This is a genomic window from Burkholderia sp. Ac-20384, assembly GCF_017104605.1.
Lineage (GTDB): Bacteria > Pseudomonadota > Gammaproteobacteria > Burkholderiales > Burkholderiaceae > Burkholderia > Burkholderia lata.
This window is the reverse complement of sequence record NZ_JAAGPE010000179.1, coordinates 1-223: the sequence shown is the minus strand read 5'-3', so window position 1 is coordinate 223 and position 223 is coordinate 1. Positions and strand designations below refer to the sequence as shown.

1 protein-coding gene is annotated in these 223 nt (G+C 84.8%); it reads left to right on the top strand.

The window, feature by feature from the left end; translation table 11 throughout:
• On the top strand, nucleotides 1-223 hold a 223-nt coding region (locus G3O00_RS44160; protein ID WP_206144862.1), incomplete at both ends, for a hypothetical protein.

The following is a 223-nucleotide window of genomic DNA, read 5'->3' as shown; positions in this document are numbered from 1 at the left end:
AAAAAAAAAAAAAAATACAATCTATTACTCCCCCCCCCCCTCCCCCCCCCCCCCCCCCCCCCCCCCCCCCCCCTTCCCCCCCCCCCCCCTCCCCCCCCCCCCCCCCCCCCCCCTCCCCCCCTCCCCCCCCCCCCCCCCCCCCCCCCCCCCCCCCCCCCCCCCCCCCCCCCCCCCCCCCCCCCCCCTCCCCCCCCCCCCCCCCCCCCCCCCCCCCCCTCCCCCC